Here is an 18164-nt window from a genome sequence, read left to right as displayed (position 1 = left end):
TTGCACGATTTTAGTACGTCCATGAGCAATTACTTACAGCTATTAGGTGATGTGAGTATTGAGTTGTGTGCAGAATATTTACTCTACGAATTGGCACAACAAAAGAATGATAATACCTTGTCTTTTGTAGTACATGACGGGGCTAAAAACTTGTCTGACGCATTTACCAATGAAGCAAAAGTTAAAGGATTTGAAAACCAACTGTATGATTGTTGTGACGCGTTATATAATATTGACCATCAAGCGGTGCTATTTTTAAATTGGCTTGAGGCTTACGCGAAACAGCAAAAAGTATCGGTCTTAATACAAATTGAAGCGGCTAATTATAGCTTATTTCATTATCTTAAACGTGCCCAGTATCGAAGTTTAGCTGTGAGTGCGCAAATGCAAGTTGAACAATTAATGGGCCAGCATCGACGTATCAACGCACAAGTACTCGCTGTCGACTATGCTGAATTTAATGCTCGAACCACGGCATATATACGCCAGCAAGTACCAGCTTTTGAGCGATATCAAACTCTAAGGAGTGATATTCTTACTCAACAAAAACGCCGATTACAATTAGATGAGTTTAGAGCCAGACCTCTGAGCTCATTTGTGCGAAACCAACTTATAGATAAGGTTTATTTTCCACTTATTGGCGACAATCTCGCTAAACAAATAGGCGCTGCAGGGAAGAATAAACGTACCGATTTGATGGGTATGCTCTTGCTAATTTCCCCGCCAGGATATGGTAAAACGACGTTAATTGAGTATGTAGCGAACCGTTTAGGACTTACCTTTGTCAAAGTAAACTGCCCATCTATTGGCCATAACCAGATATCGCTTGACCCCTCTCAAGCAATTAATGCCACTGCAGAAAAAGAAGTTTTTAAGATAAATCAAAGCTTTGAAATGGGTAATAATGTGATGTTATACCTGGATGACATTCAGCATACTAATCCTGAGTTTTTGCAAAAATTCATTTCTTTGTGTGATGGCTCACGAAGAGTTGATGGTGTATGGAATGGACAAAGCAAAACTTATGACTTGCGTGGTAAAAAGTTTGCAGTCGTGATGGCGGGTAATCCTTATACTGAATCGGGGGAGAGTTTTAAAATACCCGATATGCTCGCTAACCGTGCTGATATTTATAACCTTGGTGACACGCTTGCAGGCTGTGAACATGAATTTGCTATGAGCTTTATTGAAAATAGTTTAACGTCAAATAAGGTGCTTGCCCCACTTGCAAATAGAAACATGCAAGATTTGTATAAGTTCATAAGAATGTGTCAGGGTGAGGATATTTCACTTAATGAATTAGAGCATGATTACTCGCAAGCAGAAGCTAATGAAATTAAAGCGGTGCTGAGCAAGTTGATGTGGATAAGAGAAACCGTACTTAAAGTGAATGCGCAGTATATTGCCTCGGCCGCGCAAGATGATAAGTATCGACAAGAGCCGCCGTTTAAATTGCAAGGTAGTTATCGCAATATGAACAAAATGGCAGAAAAAGTGGTGGCAGCCATGAACGATGAAGAACTTAATCATTTATTACAGGATCACTATCGAGGTGAGGCACAAACACTCAGTAAAGGAAGTGAAGAAAACTTGCTTAAATTGGCACAGATCAGGGGTACACAAACTGAGCAAGAGTTGCAAAGGTGGGAACAAATAAAACAAGAGTTCCGCCGAGCCAACAAATTGGACAGTACCGGCAGCCCTGCGATGATGGCTGTTGAGCAGCTAGGGTTGGTACATGATTCCCTAAGTTCGATTGCAAATAAGCTAAGTAAGTCAAATTTGAGCTTTGATTACAGCGATGAAATATTGAAACTAATTACACAAATGAGTGAAAACAATAGCTCAGAGACGTTAGCTCAATTGGTACAGGTACTTAGTGACGGGTTGCAGCATGCGCCATACGATAATGCCCTTGTCAAACTATCGCAAGCACTACAAAGCAATGCGGTAGCGACAAAAAGTGGTCATGTACTAATTGCAGATGAGTTTAAACGCTTGCAAGTGGCGATAGAAAGTATTGCTAAGCAGAGGCAATTAGAGACAAGCGAATCGTTAAGCGTACAACAGCAATTAATGAGTGAACAGCTTGCTGAACATAGTGTGTTAGTGCAACAAAGTATAGCTACGCTGGTTGATGCACTTGCTCAGCAGCACTGCCCCGAAACACTGAAAAAAGTCGGGGAAGACATTACATTGGCAATAGCAAGTCATACACAAGTATCAACGGGTCTTGTGCAAAATAGCCAAGCACAGGCCAGTGCTTTAGAGCATATAACGCATGCGTTAAATAGCTTAGTACGTGTAAATGAAGAAAAAGGGCAATTAGCAACGAGCGAACTCAGCTCACAGGCGATGCAAGACGTTTTGAGCTCACTGCACAGCATGACTCATAATCAGGCCCAGCAGGAACACGTAAGTGGGCAAAAAATGCATAGCAGCGAGCCCAACAATCAGCATCAACAGGACATAGACTCGTTGCTACCTAAGCAGCCATTGCCATAATTTGGCATTACCTGTAATTGATGGCATATAAAGTTGTTTTTGAGTTAATGTTATATGTGATATTAAGTTTTAAAAGCCGTATTAGGAATAGACTTTGATAAATAAATTACTGAGAATGCAGCATATATCAGCAATGAATAATTTTAATATAGTGTTGGTAATGGTGGCTATCATGTGGGCCGTGCATGGCATAAGTGCGCTCTTTGCGCTGTCTTTTGATAGCTTTGGGTTAGTGCCATTAAGTCGGGATCATCTCTTTGGCATTATTACCTATCCATTTATTCATGGCGGGTGGCAGCACTTAATTGGTAATACGCTCGGTTTATTAATTAGTGGCTATTTAGCGAGCCAGCTAAGCAGCTTTAAACGCGCTACGGGGGTTATCTTTGTTACGACGGGTTTATTAGTTTGGCTATTTGCTAGTCATGCTAATCACATTGGTGCCTCAGGCATTGTGATGGGTTACTTTGGCTTTATTATGGGCAGTGCTGTTTTTAGGCGTAACTTGTTGAGTTTTTTGCTTGCAGTGGCTTTGCTTGCAGTGACACATTACTTTCAAATTAACCTATTTGGTACGCTTTTTTCTTTTAGTGCTACAACGAGTGTATCAAGTCACTTATTTGGGTTTATCAGCGGCATCTGTGCTGCATACATGCTCCGGGGTAGAGCTAAGTACAAGCAACAAATGTGAGGCGGGTGAGTTGGTCATAAGATGCCGGTTGTCATTATCACTTTTTCCGTTAAGAGTCAGTACTTCAGTATAGATTTATGGGCTAACTAGTGTGTCAGTTAACCCATTGATATTAAGTTTTAATTAGGTTCGCAACCGTCACATGGAGGATTAGGGCGACCACTGACTTGGACTCTTCCTAGTCTCTTTACTTCGACATATGTACCATCACTGACAATAACATCTACAAGGTAACTACCACCGCCATTTTGGGGTCTGGCTGACACCGTTTTTCGACCTGTTATTTGGTTATTATTTACATAACTTACAGAAGAGCTACTTGATGTGCCATAGGCTTCATGTGTCAACTTCATGGTAACCGTGACATGCGTATTGCTTTTTACGGCCGCTTTTGAGTATGTATCTATCTCGAAACTGACTGTTGAGCTTATCGTGCCGCCACTTTTTTGCACAGCAGAGGTGTTTTTGATAATAGGTCGATGGTGTTGAACATTAACTGGTTTTGCTTTACATTCATCACCTGATCTAGTCCAAACTAAAGCAGTCCCATGGGTATGATTAAAACTCATTGAGTAGTATGCGTTTGAGTCCCAGTCAGATCTATCTACACCCAATCGGCCTTGCTCTGAGTTATAAAATGAAACATCTCGTAACTTGTCGTTAAAATCTAAAAAGTCTAGGTCTGCTTTGTATCTGTATGAGTTACCACTTAGTACGTAGTCAGGACCACTTAATTTGAACTTTCGAGATTTATTCTCTGTAATTTGATTGAGACTAGATAGAAATGACCCCAGGTTTGTCCATGTAGGCTCTGCATGAAACCCCCAACCGGCTTCTATTGCATCGGGTATTTTTGATATGTAGACTTCAGTTTCCTGATAATCACCATACCCGCACTCTATAGGAAAATGGTCAGAGGCTAAGCTTGCAAAGGAAGCTGACGATAAGATCAGCCCTGCCATAAGTTCTTTTTTCATATTTAATCCTTTATTATTTTTTACCTTTATTAGGTAAATTAAATATACCAAATGTTTTTTTTAGAGTAAATAGTTAAATATTTTAGTGTTTATACAGAGTATTAATTCTAGCTGTGTAGCGAATCTATGAGTATTTACAAAAATCATGATCTTAAATCAATTTTGTGTGTGGTGTTTATAGAGTAAAGCTTGGTTTAATATGGGCCTGAACTGGCCTCAGTCAAAGGGATAGCCTTCACTCAGAGGAATTTATGTATTATGTGTTAATAGACTGCTAAGTAAAATCTGTACGTATTATTGAGAGTCATAATCACAGTGGTAGAAGCGAGCAATCGCACTTTATGTTCTGAAGGAGTAAAGCTCAGAGCATAAACTATGTCTGTTCTGAGCTTTATAGCTGGTTATTAACACTCAATGATATTGACGGCCAAGCCGCCACGGGCGGTTTCTTTGTATTTGGTTTTCATATCATTACCCGTATCAAGCATGGTTTTTATAACTTTATCTAGCGATACTTTTTGCTCACCAGTACCACGCATTGCAAGGCGAGAAGCGTTAATTGCTTTTACTGCACCCATTGCATTGCGTTCAATACAAGGCACTTGTACTAGACCACCGACAGGGTCGCAGGTTAAACCAAGGTTGTGCTCCATGCCAATCTCTGCGGCATTTTCAACATTTACTACGTTGCCACCCATGATTTCTGTCAGTGCGCCAGCTGCCATTGAGCAGGCAACGCCTACTTCACCTTGGCAGCCAACTTCTGCGCCAGAAATAGAAGCATTCTTTTTATATAAAATACCAATGGCAGCGGCAGTTAGAAGGTAACGAGTCGCGATTTCTTCGTCTACTTCTTTGATAAAGGTGTGATAGTACATCAGTACTGAAGGTAAGATACCGGCAGCACCATTTGTTGGTGCGGTGACCACTCGCCCTCCTGCAGCATTTTCTTCGTTAACTGCTAAGGCAAACAAATCAACCCAATCCATGGCTCGCAGTGGGTCGTTACTATCTTCTACATTCAACTTCAAATATAAACTTGGAGCACGACGTTTTACTTTTAGTCCACCAGGTAAAATACCTTCAGTGCGCATACCTCGTTCAATACAGGCTTTCATTACCTGCCAAATATTAAACAATTCGGCTTTAATTTCTGCAACCGGCCTGAGGGTTTTTTCGTTTTGCATCATGAGTGAAGATACACTGAACCCAGTTTCTTTACACAAAAGCAATAATTGCTCAGCGCTATCAAACAGGTAAGGGGCAGGGTTTTGCTCTCGAATATCGAGCGCCGCTTGTTTTTCTTGCTCAAATTGCTCATCAGTAACAATAAAGCCACCACCAATAGAGTAATATACTTGGCTGTGTATTTTTTCTTTACCATTAAGCGCAATAACTTCCATAGCATTTGAATGCTTAGGTAAGGTTTTTCTGCGGTGAAATACCACAGCCCCTTGCTTTGGAAATTTTACCTTGTGGCTTTGATCAAGGTAGAGTGCTTGATCTTGCTCTATTTTTTCTAAAATATCAGGAACTGCATCTGCATCGATTGTCTCAGGGTCGTGACCAGCAAGCCCTAATATTACTGCTTTACCTGAACCATGACCGATACCTGTTTGACCTAAAGAACCAAACAACTCAACTTTAATTTCGGTTGTTTGCGCTAGCAAGTTTTTGTCTTGCAAGTCTTTAACAAATAGCCGCGATGCGCGCATTGGACCAACGGTATGAGACGACGAGGGGCCAATACCGATACTAAACATATCAAATGCACTAATCATATTTTTTACTCAACATTGCCTTTGAACGGGGGCACATCATAACGTTAAAACGGAGCATTGTAACCCGTTACGCTATGAAATTAGTATGTCTATTTTATCAGTGCTATAAAGTTTTGAACTAAGCTTGCAGTCGCGCCCCAAAGCAGCCCATGTGGTGTTATAAACCCGGGGAGCTGGCGAGCTTTGCCGCCCAGTATCAGCTCGTAGATATGCCAGTTATTAGTATCAATTAATTGTGCGAGGGGGAGTGTAAAAGCATGTTCTACTTCTTCGCTGTCGGAGTGCCAGTGGGCATTTGGAGTTAATTTGGCAACCACTGGCAGTATGTTAAAGCCTGTGAGTGTTGCATGTATATTTAGCGTACCGAGAGGGGTAATATTGCTTGGCAAAATGCCAAGTTCTTCTTGAGTTTCCCTAAGTGCGGTCATCACCAAGTTTTTATCTTGCGGCTCAGCTTTGCCACCGGGGAAACACAATTGCGAAGGGTGATGAGTGAGGTAAGCTGCGCGTTTACAAAATAACAAAGTAGCTTGTCCATCTTGTTCTACCAAGGGGATTAAGACCGCGCTTGACTTGACCGATTGACGGGCAACCATATGCGGCTTATTTTGTTGTACTGCACTGGTGTTAAAGCGTGTAATTACCTCGTTTAATGTCACTTTATGCTCTTATTTTTCCAAAGTTGGTAAAATTTTATTTACTTTATGATAGGTTTCTTGATACTCAAGATTGACTTGTGAATCTGCGACAATGCCACCGCCAGCCCAACAATATATTTGCTGTTGGCTGCATACTAAAGTTCGAATTGTAATAGAAGTGTCCATCCTACCACAGGCGCTTAAATAACCAATAGCACCGCAATATACACTGCGTCTATGAGGCTCTAATTCTTCTATAATTTCCATAGCTCGAATTTTTGGTGCGCCGGTAATTGAGCCTCCGGGAAAAGCTGCTTCAAGTTGATCTACGGCACATTTTCCTTCAGCTAATTGGCAAGTGACTGTACTGACTAAGTGATGTACGGCAGGAAAGCTTTCAATGGCAAATAAACTTGGCACTGCAACGGTTCCTGGTTTGGCAACTTTGCCTAAATCATTACGCAGTAAGTCAACTATCATGACATTTTCAGCTCTGTCTTTGGTGCTGCTAGCCAGCTTTTGAGCTTGTAAGGCATCTTCTTTTGGGTCATCTAATCGTGGTAATGTTCCTTTAATGGGCTTTGTTTCAACTTGTTTTTTGTCGACGAGTAAAAAGCGCTCTGGCGAGACTGACAATACTGCATTGCGCTCTAAATTAATGAACGCAGAAAATGGTGCTTTGTTGCTAGCACGAAGTTTTTTATACGCCAGCCAAGGTGCACCAGTATATCCAGCGCTGAACCTTTGCGCTAAATTAATTTGATAGCAATCACCACTTAGTAGGTACTGCTGAATTTTTTCAAAACGCTCTGTGTATTGTGGTTGTGTCATATTTGACTGCCACGGTGTTGTGAGAGCAAATTCATCGTATTCTGGTGCTGCACCTAAGATATAATTCATATATTCGTCAGCACGCTCAACATTAGGTTGCGATACGTAATACCACTGCTTTTTATGATTATCAAAGATTAATGCATCGAGGTATAAACCAATACTTAGCTCGGGTAGCGCAATGTCACGTATAGATTTTTTGGGCAAACTTTCTATGTAGCGACCTAAGTCATAGGAAAAATAACCGAGCCAACCACCACTAAATGGCAATCCGTATGGTGCTTTGGTTGCACAAAGTTTATTCAGCTGCTGCTTCATGATGCTAAAGCAATCATCATTTTGCAAAGCATCATCAAGATAGATTTTGCCTTGTTTGGCTTCTAAACGATGTATTGGGTTTATGCTGATGAGATCAAACCGGCTATTCATATGTTTTGCATTACTAGAATCAAGTAAAACGGCATGAGGGAGATGTGCAAAGTGCTCAAAAACAACTTCTGCTGAAAGTGAGATGTTTAATTTTTTACAATTGATCTGTTCATTTACCATTTACTTGAACCTGAAAACTAGCCCGAAACGGGCGGGGAGGTTATCATACTTATCTATTTTTCTATAGTGGCTTACGTTTTAGCTTAATTGTCACTATTTTTAGATGTATTCAGTTATTAACCGATGCGTTAAATAACACAAATTAAGGAACCGTCATGAGCATGATCCGTCAGCAAGATTTCATCGACAGTATTGAAGATGCTTTGCAATATATCTCTTTTTATCACCCACTGGACTTTGTTCAAGCTTTAGAAAAAGCGTATCACAAAGAAGAAAGTAAAGCGGCAAAGGATGCCATTGCACAAATCTTGATTAATTCTAGAATGTCAGCCGAAGGTAAGCGTCCACTTTGTCAAGATACAGGGATTGTGACCTGTTTTGTAAAAGTAGGTATGGATGTTAAGTGGGATAAGACAGATCTAACAGTTCAACAAATGGTTGATGAAGGTACTCGAAGAGCATATTTAAACCCTGATAACCCTTTACGTGCATCAATTGTTGCAGACCCTGCAGGTAGTCGTAAAAACACCAAAGATAATACACCGTCAGTTGTGCATATTGATTTGGTGGCAGGTACTGAAGTAGAAGTAATGATTGCAGCTAAGGGCGGTGGTTCAGAAAACAAAACAAAAATGGTGATGTTGAACCCATCGGATGATGTTGCTGCTTGGGTAGAGAAAACGTTACCAACTATGGGTGCTGGTTGGTGCCCGCCGGGTATGTTAGGCATCGGTATCGGTGGAACTGCAGAAAAGGCTGCCGTACTTGCTAAAGAGTCGTTAATGGACCCTGTAGATATTCACGAACTTATGGAGCGTGGTGCCGAGACAGCTGAAGAAAAACTACGTTTAGAGATTTTTGAACGTGCTAATAAATTAGGCATCGGCGCTCAAGGCTTAGGTGGTTTGACAACGGTTGTTGATATTAAAATTAAAACCGCTCCCACTCATGCCGCTTCAAAGCCAGTTGTAATGATCCCTAACTGTGCTGCTACACGTCATGTTCACTTTACGCTTAATGGCTCGGGCCCTGCTGATTTAAAAGCACCAAAACTAGAAGATTGGCCAGAAGTAACTTGGGAAGTAGGTGAAGATACACGTCGTGTAAATTTAGATACTTTAACCAAAGAAGATACACATGACTGGAAGATGGGTGAAACCGTTTTACTATCAGGTAAAATTTTAACAGGTCGTGATGCTGCGCATAAGCGTTTGCAAGATATGATAAATTCTGGTGAAGGTTTGCCAGAGGGCGTGGACTTTGATAACAAGTTCATTTATTACGTTGGCCCAGTGGATGCTGTTGGTGATGAGGCTGTAGGTCCAGCTGGTCCAACAACTGCGACTCGTATGGATAAGTTTACTGACCTAATGCTAGAAAAGACTGGCATTGTGGGTATGATTGGTAAAGCTGAGCGTGGTCCTGAAACGGTGGAATCAATCAAGAATAACAAATCAGTTTATTTAATGGCAGTGGGTGGCGCAGCTTATTTAGTTGCAAAAGCGATTAAGAAAGCGCGTGTAGTTGCCTTTGAAGACCTTGGTATGGAAGCCATTTATGAATTTGAAGTAGAAGATATGCCGGTTACCGTTGCGGTTGATAGCACTGGTGCAAATGCACATGAACAAGGCCCTGCTATCTGGAAAGCTAAAATTGAAGAGCTAGATAGCAAGCTCAGATAATACGGCCTAGATTGTATAAAGCCGCATGCACTTTAGCTTGCGGCTTTTTTGTAACTATAATTGTACAATACAGGAGTGGTTTACGTTTACGTAAACATCCCTTGCGAATAATTAAGATATCTTAACTATATTAACTGATTATTTATTCTCTGGTGGTTTATATATTCAATTTTAAATAAAATAAAGGCTTGATTATTTAAATTAATTGAAGATAGTAGGATGATCATCTCATTTTCTGGCATGCATGCTGAGTTAGTGATAGAGTTTTGCCAATTTCAGCGCTATCAATACCCATAGGGTGAGACATTTCGGAGAATATTAAAGTGGCTGTATTTAACCAAGTTGAATTTGATAATCATGAACAAGTGGTTTTTTGTGCGGATGAAGCATCTGGCTTAAAAGCGATTATTGCGGTACATAGCACTAAGCTAGGCCCTGCAGTAGGTGGCTGCCGTTTGTGGCACTATGCTAAAGATGAAGATGCGGTATATGATGTGCTGCGCTTATCTAAAGGCATGACATACAAAAATGCGGTTGCACGTTTGCCGTTTGGTGGCGGTAAGTCCGTCATTATTGGCGATGCAAAAGAAATAAAATCAGAAGCCTTATTTCGAGCATTTGGTAAGCATCTTGAGCGTTTAGGTGGAAGTTACTATTCTGCTGAAGACGTTAACATCACCACAGGTGATGTAATGATGATGCATAAAGAAACTAATTATGTGTTAGGTTTAGAAGGTAAAAGTGGTAATCCTTCACCATTTACTGCTCTAGGTACGTTTTTAGGTATCAAAGCGGCTTATCAGCATAAGCGTGGTCATCAAGACTTAGCGGGCGTGAAAGTGGCTGTTCAAGGTTTAGGTGCAGTTGCTTACGGGTTATGTAAGTATTTACATGAGGTAGGCGCTGAACTATTTGTAACAGACATCAACCAAGCGTCAATAGATAGAGTGGTTAATGACTTTGGTGCAACAGCGGTTGGCATTGATGAAATTTATGACTTAGACGTTGACGTGTATGCACCTTGCGCATTAGGCGCGACGGTTAATGACAATACGATTCCACGTATCAAAGCAAACATCATTGCAGGTTGCGCTAATAACCAACTTGCTGAATCTCGCCATGGTGAGATTTTACGTGAAAAAGGTGTGTTGTATGCGCCAGATTATGTAATTAATGCAGGTGGTATCATCAATGTATATTACGAAACTAAACCTGATGGTTACAATGAGGTTGATGCGACAAAACACGTTGAAGGTATCTATGATACATTAACTGAAATATTTGCTCGTTCTGAGAGTGAACAAAAGTCGACACACATCATCGCAGATGAATTAGCGCAAGAAATTATCGAACAAGGTTTATAACGATTTTATTCGAAAAAAATATTTGAAAGGGTATGCTTTGAGCATACCCTTTTTATTTTATGACGATATGAAAAAAAATTGATTTAGACACATGGCCCCGCGCTCAGCACTTTCATTTTTTTAAAGGTTTTGATAAACCACATTTTAACATTACGACTCATGTTGATTTTTCATCGCTCTATCAATTTGCACGCACAAATTGCTACTCATTTACCCAAAGCTACTTATATTGCTTATTAAAAGCGGTTAATCAATGTACACCGATGCGTTACCGTATTGTAGATGATCAGCCCGTTGAAGTAGATGAACTGATGGCCAGTACGGTTTTTTTAAAAGGGGATGAGACATTTCGGTTTACGCCTTTGTACTTGAAAAAAAACCTAGGTGAATTTTGTGAACATGTTCATGAGCAAAAATCGTATTACATGAATCAAGCATTATTAACACAAGAATTTGAACTCAGAGAAACGCAGGTATCGCAAATTCATGTCTCTGTATTGCCATGGTTTAACTTTACAAGTTTTAGCCACGCGGCACACGATACTAACCATTGTTCGGGTGTGCCAAAATTCGTGTTTGGGCAGTATCAGCATAATACGGGTTTGATGCCGCTGAATATTGAAGTGCATCATGCATTAATGGATGGTGTTCATGTTGCGCAATTTTTGACTACACTTAAACAGGTTATTTTTGAATTAACAGATTAAGTGGTTGAAATGTAGGCAGATGGAAAGATTTTAATTAATGATGCAAAAATAACAATTGTTTTTCATCTATAATTTTTATTTTTCTATATATTCAGTTGCTTAAGTATCACAATTGCAAAATTAAAGAGACTATTACATTGAGTGCTTGTGTTGTAATTAAATGTAAACATTGTGATTTAACTGCTTTATTATCAATGCTTATAAGCGGGGAGAAAAAAAAACCATGTTAATTTTTTGTTTTATATCGGGTTTATTTTTTTAAGACTGAAAAATTTGTTTTGCAAGTGAAGTTGACACAGCGACTTGCATTTAGCATTATTGGACAGTTGATATCTGTTAAAAGTTATCAGGGTTGCTCCCTTATAGGGGGTGATAAAATTATAAAAGTAACATTACTTAATTGGTTGGGAACTATGTCTGTTAAAATCAGAAAGAGTCTTGTAGCTACTGCGCTTCTAGGCGCAACGGCATTTGCAAGCAGCAATGTGATTGCAGATCCTTTGAACGACGTACAAAAAGTAGGTCAACAAACTCAAAAGGCTGCTAAAAAGTCTCAAGAAAAAATCGACAACATCTTTGGTCAAACGCAAGAAATGATCGGCGAGTACCGCAGCGTTGTTGATGAAACTGAACTGCTTAAGGTTTATAACGACCACGTTGCCCGTTTGGTCGCTGACCAAAGAGCTGGCATCGAATCTTTTGATCGTCAGATCGGAACAATTGAAAAGACAAAACAGGACGTTGTGCCTTTGATGTATCGCATGATCGATACGCTTGAGCAATTCATCAAAGCGGACGTTCCGTTTGAGACAGAAACACGCATGAACCGCGTAGAAAAACTACGTGACTTACTTTCTAGTTCTAGCGTAACTACATCTGAAAAATTCCGTCAAGTACTTGAAGCATACACGATTGAAACTGATTACAGTTCAACTCAGGCTGCATCTCAAGGTACGCTTGAAATCAATGGCAAAAATATTAACGTTGATTTTGCACGTCTTGGCCGCATAGCTTACGTTGCACAGTCTTTCGACTTAAAACATGCTTGGGTTTGGAACAATACAACTAAGCAGTGGGATGAACTTGGCGATGAGTACTTAAAGCCAGTTAAAACGTTCATTCGTATCGCACGTGGTCAGGCTGCGCCTGAACTGTTAGCACTACCAATTTTTGGCGCGGAGTAATAAATAATGAGAAAATTATTTAAAGGTTTTGCAGTAGCTGCTGCGCTATCTGTTTCTGCAGGTGCCGCGCTAAATGCACACGCTAATACGCAAGCTCTTGATAAAATCTTACAAGAAGTAAAACAAAACCGTATTTCTGAAGGTAAACTTAATAAGCAACGTGAGCAGGAATTTCTTTCTTCGCGTTCAAACCAGCAATCATTGCTTAACAAAGCAAAGAGTGAATTAGCTTCAGAAAAAGCACGTGGTGAGCGTTTAAACAAAGAGTTTAAACAAAACGAAATCACGTTAGCTGAGAAAGAAGTTGAGCTTGCAAATGCTACAGGTACTTTAGGTGAGATGTTCGGTGTTGTTCGTCGTTCTGCATCAGAAGCTATCGGTTCAATTGAAGCATCACTAGTAAGTGCTGAAAAGCCAGGACGTGCTGAAGTATTGCGCTCTCTTGCTGCGGCAAAAGAACTACCTACTACTCGCGAGCTTGAAGAACTTTGGATTGCTTTTCAAACAGAAATGACTGAATCTGCAAAAGTGTCTACTTTTGAAGCTCAAGTTGCTGAACTAAGTGGTGAAACTAGTGTTAAGCAAGTTACTCGTGTTGGTAACTTCAACTTAGTAACTAAAGATGGCTACGTAATATATGATGCGGCTAACAAGTCAATCGTACCACTTCCTAAGCAGCCTGACGGTTATGTATTAGCTTCAGTAAGTGATTTACTTAGCACTAAAGCGGGTGAGTATAATTCATTCTACGTTGACCCTGCACGTGGCGCAATCCTTCGTTTGAACACTCAGCGTTCTACGCCTGAAGAGCGTTGGCATCAAGGTGAGGAAGTAGGTTATGTAATCACTTTCTTACTAGCTGTAGGTGCGTTAATTGCGTTAGTAAGATTTGTTGACTTAATGTTAGTTAGCTCTAAAATCAAAGCGCAAATCAAAAACATCAATACACCTAACGAAAACAACCCACTTGGTCGTATCTTGAAAGTATATCATGATAATAAAAACCAAGACGTTGAAAACCTTGAACTTAAACTTGATGAAGCGATTCTACGTGAAACGCCTCGTATTGATGCTGGCATTAATATTATCAAGATCTTGGCCGCAATTGCACCATTACTAGGTCTATTAGGTACGGTTGTAGGTATGATTAAAACGTTTGAAACTATTACGTTATTTGGTACGGGTGACCCGAAACTAATGGCTGGTAATATCTCTCTAGCGCTTGTAACTACAGCTCTAGGTCTAATTGCTGCGCTACCTCTAATTTTAGTACACGCAATCGTTGCAGGTCGTAGTAAAGCAGTACTACACATCCTTGACGAGCAAAGCGCAGGTATCGTTGCTTCGCATGCGGAGAAGGAGAAAGCCTAATGCTAGTCCTGGTGGAGATATGGGAATCTATCAGGGATTTTGTTGGCACAGGCGGCCAGGTTTTATACGTGGTCGCGATAGCACTCTTTCTAATGTGGGTTTTAATGATAGAGCGCTATTGGTTCCTACTCGCTGAGTATCCGAAAATGAAAGCGGATATTGTAGCTAAGTGGGATGCCCGCCAAGACACTACGTCTTGGTACGCACACAGAATCCGTGATACATGGATTTCTGAAGCGTCTGAAAAATTAGAAGCGCGCATGTTGATTATCAAAACATTGGTAGCCATGTGTCCATTAATTGGCTTACTAGGTACAGTAACGGGTATGATCAGCGTTTTTGAAACGATGGCAACTCAAGGTACTGGTAACGCACGCTTAATGGCCTCAGGCATTTCAATGGCAACGATACCAACAATGGCTGGAATGGTTGCGGCACTATCAGGTGTATTCTTTAGCACTCGTCTTGAAGCAAGAGCGAAAATGGCTAAAGAAAAGCTGGTAGATAGTTTGCCTCATCACTAAAGAGAGATATTAATATGGCACGTAAACAACGTTTTCGTGAGGAAGAAGAAGCAGCAGTAGATATGACACCGATGCTTGACATCGTATTCATCATGCTTATCTTCTTCATCGTAACCACTTCGTTTGTAAAAGAAGCGGGTATTGAAGTTAAGAAGCCAAAGGCTGCTCAAGCTCAAAAGACTAAAAATGCTAACGTCTTTATTGCTATTCGTGAGAATGGTGAAATTTGGATGGACAAGCGTCAAGTAGATGTCGAGCGTGTTAGTGCAAACCTTGAGAGTATTCTTGCTGAACAACCAACTGAGGCTATTATTATCCAAGCGGATAAGGGTGCTAAGCACGGTGTAGTTGTAAAAGTAATGGATCAGATCAAGGCCACTGATGACGGCCTGAAAATTTCAATTGCTGGAGCTAAGTAATGATTCGTGTTCTGTTTTCACTGATTGCAGGTGGGGCAGTTACTTTCGGCTTATTCTTTTTTATGTCATACCTGATCTCCGGTGGAGCTGATAGGGCTGAAGATGAAAAAGAACAGATAGTGGTCGAAATTTTGACGAATCCACCTGAATCAGAGGTGCAGGAGCGGAAGCGTGTTCCGCCTCCGCCGCCACCTCCACCGAAGCAGCCGCCTAAACCGCAGCCGCCTCAACCTGAAAATGCTAACCCTGCAGCGGGTGCTATTGGTTTTAACATGCCAAGCATCGACTTAGGGGGAACTGCTGGCGGTCTAAGTGGCCCTGGTGAGTTTGGCCGTGACGGTGACGCAACACCTATCGTTCGTATTGAACCTAAATACCCGGTTCAAGCAGCACGCGATGGTAAAGAAGGTTGGGTACAACTTTCCTTTACGATTAACGAACTTGGTGGTGTTGAAGATGTAGAAATTATTGATGCTGAACCTAAGCGTATTTTCAATCGCGAAGCAATTAGAGCTTTACGTAAATGGAAATACCGACCAAAGATTGTTGATGGGAAACCTGAAAGACAACCTGGTATTACTGTTCAGTTAGATTTCAAACTCAATCAAGGTTAAGGAGGCAAGAAATGACGCATTTTAAGAAAGCAACTGCTCTTGCGCTACTTATGTCTTTATCAGGCACTGTGTACAGTACTGCGGCTACTGCTGCACCTGACTATGCCAAGATTGAAGAACGTAAAAACGCCAAAACCAAAATTATGGGTGAACGTACAGGTAAGAAAGTCGTAAAAGCTTTTGATTTGTACAATGAGGACAAAATTGACGAGGCGATCGCAGAGCTTCGTGAACTTGACCCATCTGATGATTTTGATAAAGCGACAGTTAATCGTTACTTGGGCAACATGTATGCGCAAAAAGAGCAGTATGACGACGCGATTAAATATATTCGCTTAGCTCTTGCCCCTGACGCGTTGAACTTTAAAGACCAAGCTGATTTATTTAAACTGTTAGGTGATTTATACGCTGGAACAAGTAAATTCCAAGAAGCTATTAAGACATACCGCGATTGGATGGACTTCACTGGTGAAGAAGATTCAAAAGTATATGCACGAATAGCTCAAGGTTTTTATGAGCTTAAGCAATACAACAAAGTTGTAGAGCCAGCTGACAAAGCGATTGAATTAGAGAAAGAGCCTGAAAAGCAATACCACATGCTTAAGATTGGTGCTTTCTTTGAACTTAAGCAGTATAAAGAAGCAGTAAAAGTTGCAGAAACATTAGTGAAACTGTTTCCAGAAGATCCAAAGGTGTGGACTCAACTGGGCTCTTTTTACATGCAGACTGAAGATTATTCTGATGGTCTAACTGTAATGGAAGTAGCGTATGATAAAGGTTACTTCGATAAAGAAAATCACTATAAAATTCTGAGCAGCTACTACTCGCTTAATGATATCCCATACAAAGCTGCTGTTGTTTTTGAAAAAGCACTGAAGGATGGAAAAGTCGAGCGAACTAAACAGAATGTAACTGCAGCGGCAAGCTACTACCATCAAGCTAAGCATTTAGTTGACGCGGCGAATTACTATGAAGAAGCTGCAAAGTTTGACAATGATGCTGAGCTTTATAGAAAAGCGGGTAGCCTACTATTAACTGAACAAAAGTTCAGTGCAGCGGTTGTTCAATTAAATAAAGCGCTTGAACTTGGTACAGACAAGAAAGGGAGCACCTACTCTGACTTAGCTGAGGCTTACTTATATCAAGATAAATATAAGCAAGCATACCAAGCGATTGTTAAAGCACAAGAAGATCCAAGAACACGTAAATTTGCAAGAGCTTGGGCTACGTTTATAAAAGACAAAGCCCAGCGCAACGGTGTTAAGATCTAACAAAGAAGCCCCGCAAGGGGCTTTTTTATTACCTAAAATAACCTTAAATATATGCAAACCACCATTTTAAAAATATTTCTATTATGCGTTGCCGTTTCTTTGAGTTTAGTTGGATGTGATCAAGTTTCTGAACAAATTAGCTACCAAATAGCGGAACAAAAAGTACGCTCGATTAATTTGGCTCTAATACCATCAGAGCGTGAGGAAGGCTTGGCTTTTTTGCCTTTTACCGATACGTATTTAGAGAAAAGGCATGAGATTTATAAGCGACTCTCAGCAGGTAGCTTAAACGAAAACCAGCAAAGCGAGCTTAACTATTTAAAAATTCAAGAGCGCTATCCAGAACGTTATTTGCCTTGGCCTGCACACGTCAATGTGTTACATAATGCGTTGATGCAGCAAGCAAGTGAGCAACAAATAAAGCAGTGGATGACACAAGTTATAGCAAGATTAGAGGAGGCTAAACAGAGCAAGATTTATTTGTCTCGCATAGAACTAAGTCTTTTAAAAAGCTACTTAACTGATGTATCTATGGGGGAAGCTTTACAGGCATATTTAGAGAAATACAAGCCTAGAAGCGGCATTGGGCTTTATCAAATCCCCAATGGAAAAGAGTGGTACCAAAGTAAGCTAAACTTTTATTACACACAGGCTGTTGCGCCGAATATGTTACTCAATGAAGTTCAGGAAAAGCTGGCTAAGAGTCGCAATAAAGCGTCTAGCGATATCAAACTTGATATTGTCGAGCCATTTGCGCTGAGTGTACTTAAGCAATATTGTGATAATTTAATACCGGGTCTGAATTGGATTGACAAGTATGTACATTTGCCTGGAACATATGCTGATTGCAAGCCAATGCTGACCAATGAAACCAAGAAGATGTTATTAGCATTAATGGAGATAGACCTAGGTATAAATTACCAAGGTTGGTCATATAAACAAGCAAGTCTGACGTTAGGCTCTAGGTTGCATATAACAGATAAGCAAGTCTCTGCTTTAATAGAAAATACGGCCCTTTACCCAGGCAGTATATTAACTTTCTTAGCTGCAATCTAA

16 protein-coding genes are annotated in these 18164 nt (G+C 40.5%); 12 read left to right on the top strand and 4 right to left on the bottom strand.

Annotated features, from left to right (window positions below; translation table 11 throughout):
• Nucleotides 1-21: 21 nt before the first annotated feature.
• Complete coding sequence (locus tag SANK73390_RS06015) at nt 22-2505, top strand: AAA family ATPase (protein WP_462764643.1); 2484 nt, start codon at nt 22-24, stop codon at nt 2503-2505.
• A gap of 94 nt (nt 2506-2599) precedes the next feature.
• The gene (locus SANK73390_RS06010) at nt 2600-3196 is read left to right on the top strand and encodes a rhomboid family intramembrane serine protease (RefSeq protein WP_462764641.1); all 597 of its coding nucleotides are present in this window, start codon (nt 2600-2602) and stop codon (nt 3194-3196) included.
• 119 nt (nt 3197-3315) lie between these two features.
• On the opposite strand, the gene SANK73390_RS06005 is transcribed toward SANK73390_RS06010, so the two are convergent.
• From SANK73390_RS06005 to pabB, 4 genes are all read right to left on the bottom strand, one after another.
• Complete coding sequence (locus SANK73390_RS06005) at nt 3316-4173, bottom strand: hypothetical protein (protein WP_462764639.1); 858 nt, start codon at nt 4171-4173, stop codon at nt 3316-3318.
• A 404-nt stretch (nt 4174-4577) separates the two neighbouring features.
• A complete protein-coding gene (locus SANK73390_RS06000) occupies nt 4578-5954 on the bottom strand; it encodes an L-serine ammonia-lyase (RefSeq protein WP_462764637.1) in 1377 nt (458 codons plus the stop codon).
• An 89-nt stretch (nt 5955-6043) separates the two neighbouring features.
• Nucleotides 6044-6613: an NUDIX hydrolase gene (locus tag SANK73390_RS05995; protein WP_462764635.1), complete on the bottom strand. Its 570-nt coding sequence runs from the start codon at nt 6611-6613 to the stop codon at nt 6044-6046.
• Nucleotides 6614-6622: 9 nt separating this feature from the next.
• Nucleotides 6623-7972, bottom strand: coding sequence for an aminodeoxychorismate synthase component I (gene pabB / locus SANK73390_RS05990; protein WP_462764633.1), 1350 nt, complete (start codon nt 7970-7972; stop codon nt 6623-6625).
• Between the two features lie 155 nt (nt 7973-8127).
• On the opposite strand from pabB, the gene SANK73390_RS05985 reads away from it, so the two are divergent.
• The 10 genes from SANK73390_RS05985 to SANK73390_RS05940 all read left to right on the top strand — a co-directional run bounded on the left by SANK73390_RS05985 (nt 8128) and on the right by SANK73390_RS05940 (nt 18164).
• Nucleotides 8128-9654, top strand: a complete 1527-nt coding sequence (locus tag SANK73390_RS05985) for a fumarate hydratase (RefSeq protein ID WP_261592695.1) — start codon at nt 8128-8130, stop codon at nt 9652-9654.
• 323 nt (nt 9655-9977) lie between these two features.
• Nucleotides 9978-11018: a Leu/Phe/Val dehydrogenase gene (locus tag SANK73390_RS05980; RefSeq protein WP_462764630.1), complete on the top strand. Its 1041-nt coding sequence runs from the start codon at nt 9978-9980 to the stop codon at nt 11016-11018.
• A 77-nt stretch (nt 11019-11095) separates the two neighbouring features.
• Entirely contained in the window at nt 11096-11725 is a 630-nt protein-coding gene (locus SANK73390_RS05975; RefSeq protein ID WP_462764696.1) for a CatA-like O-acetyltransferase, read from the top strand.
• Between the two features lie 413 nt (nt 11726-12138).
• Nucleotides 12139-12909, top strand: a complete 771-nt coding sequence (locus SANK73390_RS05970; protein WP_261592698.1) for a DUF3450 domain-containing protein — start codon at nt 12139-12141, stop codon at nt 12907-12909.
• A 6-nt stretch (nt 12910-12915) separates the two neighbouring features.
• Entirely contained in the window at nt 12916-14280 is a 1365-nt protein-coding gene (locus tag SANK73390_RS05965) for a MotA/TolQ/ExbB proton channel family protein (protein WP_261592699.1), read from the top strand.
• Nucleotides 14280-14804 carry a MotA/TolQ/ExbB proton channel family protein gene (locus SANK73390_RS05960; RefSeq protein ID WP_261592700.1) on the top strand — a complete coding sequence of 175 codons (525 nt, stop codon included), beginning with the start codon at nt 14280-14282 and terminating at the stop codon, nt 14802-14804. The genes SANK73390_RS05965 and SANK73390_RS05960 overlap by 1 nt, the downstream gene beginning before the upstream one ends.
• A gap of 14 nt (nt 14805-14818) precedes the next feature.
• Nucleotides 14819-15223 (top strand): ExbD/TolR family protein, encoded by a 405-nt coding sequence (locus SANK73390_RS05955; protein WP_261592701.1) that lies wholly within the window; start codon nt 14819-14821, stop codon nt 15221-15223.
• Nucleotides 15223-15837, top strand: coding sequence for an energy transducer TonB (locus SANK73390_RS05950; RefSeq protein ID WP_261592702.1), 615 nt, complete (start codon nt 15223-15225; stop codon nt 15835-15837). Before SANK73390_RS05955 ends, SANK73390_RS05950 begins: the two co-directional genes overlap by 1 nt.
• An 11-nt stretch (nt 15838-15848) precedes the next feature.
• Nucleotides 15849-17108, top strand: coding sequence for a tetratricopeptide repeat protein (locus SANK73390_RS05945; protein WP_462764626.1), 1260 nt, complete (start codon nt 15849-15851; stop codon nt 17106-17108).
• Nucleotides 17109-17207: 99 nt separating this feature from the next.
• Nucleotides 17208-18164, top strand: coding sequence for a hypothetical protein (locus tag SANK73390_RS05940; protein ID WP_462764624.1), 957 nt, complete (start codon nt 17208-17210; stop codon nt 18162-18164).

Source organism: Pseudoalteromonas sp. SANK 73390, assembly GCF_054966645.1.
Note: the sequence above shows the minus strand (reverse complement) of the source record. Positions and strands in the feature narration are given on the sequence as shown.

Coding starts and splice junctions, on each gene's coding strand:
- SANK73390_RS05960 (WP_261592700.1), top strand. CDS start 14,280: ATGCTAGTCCTGGTGGAGATATGGGAATCTATCAGGGATTTTGTTGGC.
- SANK73390_RS05955 (WP_261592701.1), top strand. CDS start 14,819: ATGGCACGTAAACAACGTTTTCGTGAGGAAGAAGAAGCAGCAGTAGAT.
- SANK73390_RS06015 (WP_462764643.1), top strand. CDS start 22: ATGAGCAATTACTTACAGCTATTAGGTGATGTGAGTATTGAGTTGTGT.
- SANK73390_RS05950 (WP_261592702.1), top strand. CDS start 15,223: ATGATTCGTGTTCTGTTTTCACTGATTGCAGGTGGGGCAGTTACTTTC.
- SANK73390_RS06000 (WP_462764637.1), bottom strand. CDS start 5,954: ATGATTAGTGCATTTGATATGTTTAGTATCGGTATTGGCCCCTCGTCG.
- SANK73390_RS05985 (WP_261592695.1), top strand. CDS start 8,128: ATGAGCATGATCCGTCAGCAAGATTTCATCGACAGTATTGAAGATGCT.
- SANK73390_RS05945 (WP_462764626.1), top strand. CDS start 15,849: ATGACGCATTTTAAGAAAGCAACTGCTCTTGCGCTACTTATGTCTTTA.
- SANK73390_RS05965 (WP_261592699.1), top strand. CDS start 12,916: ATGAGAAAATTATTTAAAGGTTTTGCAGTAGCTGCTGCGCTATCTGTT.
- SANK73390_RS06005 (WP_462764639.1), bottom strand. CDS start 4,173: ATGAAAAAAGAACTTATGGCAGGGCTGATCTTATCGTCAGCTTCCTTT.
- pabB (WP_462764633.1), bottom strand. CDS start 7,972: ATGGTAAATGAACAGATCAATTGTAAAAAATTAAACATCTCACTTTCA.
- SANK73390_RS05970 (WP_261592698.1), top strand. CDS start 12,139: ATGTCTGTTAAAATCAGAAAGAGTCTTGTAGCTACTGCGCTTCTAGGC.